The 4,313-nt window shown below is 47.7% G+C and carries 2 protein-coding genes and 1 riboswitch; both genes read left to right on the forward strand.

Features of this window, described 5'->3' with window-relative positions; all coding sequences use genetic code 11:
- Positions 1-93, forward strand: a riboswitch (cobalamin riboswitch). This riboswitch is flagged as partial in the annotation.
- 137 nt (positions 94-230) lie between these two features.
- Positions 231-2,102: a TonB-dependent receptor domain-containing protein gene (locus tag VK958_RS13420; RefSeq protein ID WP_325242182.1), complete on the forward strand. Its 1,872-nt coding sequence runs from the start codon at positions 231-233 to the stop codon at positions 2,100-2,102.
- A gap of 116 nt (positions 2,103-2,218) precedes the next feature.
- Positions 2,219-4,111 carry a TonB-dependent receptor domain-containing protein gene (locus VK958_RS13425; protein WP_325242184.1) on the forward strand — a complete coding sequence of 631 codons (1,893 nt, stop codon included), beginning with the start codon at positions 2,219-2,221 and terminating at the stop codon, positions 4,109-4,111.
- The last annotated feature ends 202 nt before the right edge of the window (positions 4,112-4,313 follow it).

Here is a 4,313-nt window from a genome sequence, read left to right on the forward strand (position 1 = left end):
TGCGGGTCTATCAACATGCCACTGGGTCAAACCCGGGAAGGCGATAGATCAAAACTTGCAAGCCCGGAGACCGGCCTCACAACCAACCATTTGCAATACCGCGGGGTGACGGTGTCTGATAGTGTATTTCTCTTTTGCTAACCATAGCAATTCCAGATTCATTGTCACTTATCCCTGAGTATTGCCCAATAACCCATATGCGGGGTCGCATATGACACAGGGATAAGATAATGAAAAAAGCCATTCTTAAAGGCCTGATCGGCCTGACTTTAAGCGAGTTCGCTTATGCAAACGATACCACCACACTCGATGAAGTCATTGTTACAGCAACCCGCACACCACAACTCCAGGAAACCGTGATTGCTGATACTACCGTCATCGGTAGCGAAGAAATCAAACGCGCGGGTCAAAGTACACTGGTTGAAGTACTGCAACGACAAGCGGGGATCGAAATCTCCAATACCGGCGGGGCAGGCAAAACCTCAGGCATATTCATGCGCGGCACCAATACTGGCCATGTTGTAGTATTGATTGACGGTGTCCGCATGCAATCAGCCACTGCTGGTACGACCACGCTGGAAAATATCCCGGTGCAACATATCGACCGCATTGAAATCGTCAGGGGACCTGCTTCCAGTTTATATGGGCAGGATGCGATTGGTGGCGTGATCCAGATCTTCACCAAAAAAGGCGTAGATGGTTTTAAACCTTATGCAAATTTAGGTTTTGGCACCTATGACACAACCTTGGCAGAAGCCGGGTTACGCGGCAAACAAGCTGACACTACCTATGCCATCAATGTTTCCGCCAATAAGACAAATGGCTTTTCAGCATACGATACAGCGAACCCCAACTTGAATGATAAAGATGGTTATCGTAACTTTGCAGTAAGCGGAAGTCTGTCTCAGCTCATTGCGCAAGGCCATGAATTGGGTTTGACTTTCATGCACAGCAAAGGCCGCACACGTTTCGACAACAGGTTTAACTTAATATCAGCTTTCAACCCGGCCTATTCTGATCACGCAGATATTGAAAACAATGTCTGGTCTCTATTTAGCAAAAACCAGATTTTGGATAACTGGCACTCGACAATTCGCATTGGACAGGGAATCGATGAGTCAGTGACTTTTGCAGCAGATTTCCTAGCTCCTTCCCGCAGTTTATTCAGAACAAAACAAGATCAATTTAACTGGCAAAACGATATCTCCTTGCCAGTGGGTGTACTGACATTAATGTATGACAGGCTGGAAGATAAAGTTGACTCCACCACCGAATTTAAAAATACCAAGCGCACTAATGAAGGCTATGTAGCCAGTTATGTTGCTAACATTCAAGCACATACTTTCCAGGCGAGCGTCCGTGAAGACCATAATTCCAGCTTTGGCAACAATGTCACCGGCGGCTTGGGCTATGGCTATCAAATCAATGACGCTTGGCGGATCAGCGGCAGCTACGGATCAGCGTTTAAGGCACCGTCTTTTAATGATCTGTTTTTCCCCGATTCGTTTGGCTTTGTCACCAGCAATCCAAACCTTAGGCCTGAGAAGTCGGATAACCTGGAGGCCAGCTTACGTTACCGCGAAGACGCGACAAGCGCCTCAATCACAGCCTATGAAAACAAAATCCGTGACCTTATTATTCTGGACAGTGCCTTCATTCCTGTTAACTTGAATAAGGCAACCATCCGCGGATTAACGCTAGCGGCAAGTCATCGCTGGGATAACTTAGACTTAAGTGGTAGCGCCGACATTCAATCTCCACGGGATGATGCTTCTGACAATTTGCTGGTACGCCGTGCTAATAGGCATGGTCAGCTCAACCTTGGTTATACCTTGCAAGACTGGCGCTTTGGTGCCGAGATGGTGACGTCATCCGAGCGCTACAACGATGCAGCCAATACGCTGCGTATGGGTGGCTATACTATTTTCAACTTAACTGCGCAGTACAAACTTCAGCGTGACTGGACATTGCAGGCGCGCGCCAACAATATCTTTGATAAAGATTACCGCTTGGCGCTTGATGGCAACCCGGCCACAACAGGTTTTGCGTATAACACCCCTGGCGCAAACGTGTTCGTCAATATCCGATACGAACCCCAATAGTTTTCTAATAAAACAGCGTTAAATTAATAATAAATCGGAGTACAGGCGATCACATCGCCTTACCCTTCCATCTACTGGAATCAGTGTTTGGAATCGAACGTACTTAGGAAAGATAGATGAAAGAAATTATCGGGAAACTGCTCAATCTGGCTGGTTTTATATTTGGTCTTTTTACCAGCAGTACCTTTGCAGCAGAAACGCTGGCAACCCCTGATCTGGACGAAGTCGTGGTCACTGCCAGCAGGACATCTCAATCCACCAAAACCGTCACCGGAGATATCACGGTGATAGATAGCGAAGAAATCAACCGCTTGCGCGGCGGTTCAATTGCGGACCTGTTAAGACTACAACCTGGCGTAGAAACCTATACCAATGGCGGCATGGGAACCAGCAGTAATATCGGGTTACGCGGCACTAACGATAACCAGTTGATTGTGCTGGTCGATGGTGTACGCATCAACTCGGGCACCACCGGCACTACCGCGTTTGAAAATATCCCGCTGGCTCTTATTGATCGCATTGAAATTTTGCGCGGACCGGCTTCCAGCCTTTATGGGTCTGATGCAATTGGCGGTGTGATCCAGATATTCACCAAGCGCGGCAAAAGTAATAACACCCATTTATATGCCAGTGCAGGTGCAGGCAGTTACGACTCTTATAGTGGCAACGCAGGTTTTGACACGGCTTTTCAGGCGTTGAAATTCGGCGCGCAAGTCAGCAATTATGATACCCGTGGTATCAGCGCAAAAAAAAGGCCGCCTGCTGTGGCCGAGCAAGACCGCGACGGATACAACAACTTTAGTGGTACAGCATATGCTGACCTTGAATTTGCGCCAGGCCATTCATTGGGCTTGAACTATCTGGAAAGCAAAGGCAGGAACCAGTACGACAGTAACTTTATCGGCAATTATCTAGAGCGTTACCAGCAAGGCTATGGCCTGACACTTAGAAATGCACTGACTGACAACTGGAACAGCAAAGTGCAATACAGCATAGGCCGCGACCAGTCATATAGTGTTGGCACTGCAAGGACCAATAGCAATATTGAGACAGAGCAGCACCAGTTGTCATGGCAACATGATTACAAACTTTCAAATGGCACACTCACTTTTGCATATGATAGGCTAGAGCAGGAAGTATTAACGGAAAACACTGGCAGAAGTACGCTAGACAGAAGCCGTAGTAATGATGCTTTTGTACTTGGCTATGTTGGCAAGTTTGACGCGCACAGCACCCAACTTTCATTACGTGAAGACCACAACAGTCAATTCGGCAACTACACGACTGGTGGTATCGGTTATGGTTATGCCCTCTCACCGGCCTGGCAATTCACGACGCAGTATGGCTCTTCATTCAGGGCACCCACTTTCAACCAACTGTATGCAAACGCATTTGGCAACCCGAACCTGCCTTCTGAAAAAGCAGACAATATCGAGGCCAGCTTGCGTTACCAGGGTCAACAATTACAGACGAAAATCACGGTATTTGATAACCACATCCGCAATTTTATCCAGAATGCGCCTCGCGCTGACTGTCCACCCGGTTTTACAAATGGCTGTGCCGTCAATGCTGGCAAGATAGCGATTCAGGGCATGACATTAGAAAGCAGCCTGGCACTCGCTGAAAACTGGTTCCTGTCCGGCAATTTGACTGTACAGTCCCCTCGCGTGGATGCAACGGACAACCTGCTGATCAGGCGTGCCCAGCGTTTTGGTAACCTGGTACTGCAATACAGAAGTGGCGCCTGGGATTGGTCTAGTGAGCTAAGTGCTTCATCTGAGCGTTACAACGACACCGCTAACCAGATCTCATTGAGCGGATACGCGCTACTGAATACGACGCTGGCTTATCAAGTCAATACTAATTGGCGCTTGCAGGCGAGGGCTAATAATATCTTGGATAAAAATTATGTGCTAGCAACCACCAGAAGTCTGACCTCACCAAACGCAGCTGATTACAATACCATGGGCACCAATGTATTCGTCAGCCTGAGTTATGACATGAAGTAATGTTTGCGGAGGTGGATTTTGCCCAAGCCTGGTGGAATTGGGCTAAAATTCACCCCTTGTAATTAATCTTAATTTTTGGAGTCGTTGGCATGCCACGTAAAATTTCAACCCAATCTCTGGCAATTGCACTTGTCATTGCACTGATGGTCATCGTGACACGCGGCCATCACTTCGCTTCAATCGATTTCCTGCCTAGCGCTTC

It is taken from the genome of Methylophilus sp., assembly GCF_035460085.1.
Lineage (GTDB): Bacteria > Pseudomonadota > Gammaproteobacteria > Burkholderiales > Methylophilaceae > Methylophilus.

Coding starts and splice junctions, on each gene's coding strand:
- VK958_RS13425 (WP_325242184.1), top strand. CDS start 2,219: ATGAAAGAAATTATCGGGAAACTGCTCAATCTGGCTGGTTTTATATTT.
- VK958_RS13420 (WP_325242182.1), top strand. CDS start 231: ATGAAAAAAGCCATTCTTAAAGGCCTGATCGGCCTGACTTTAAGCGAG.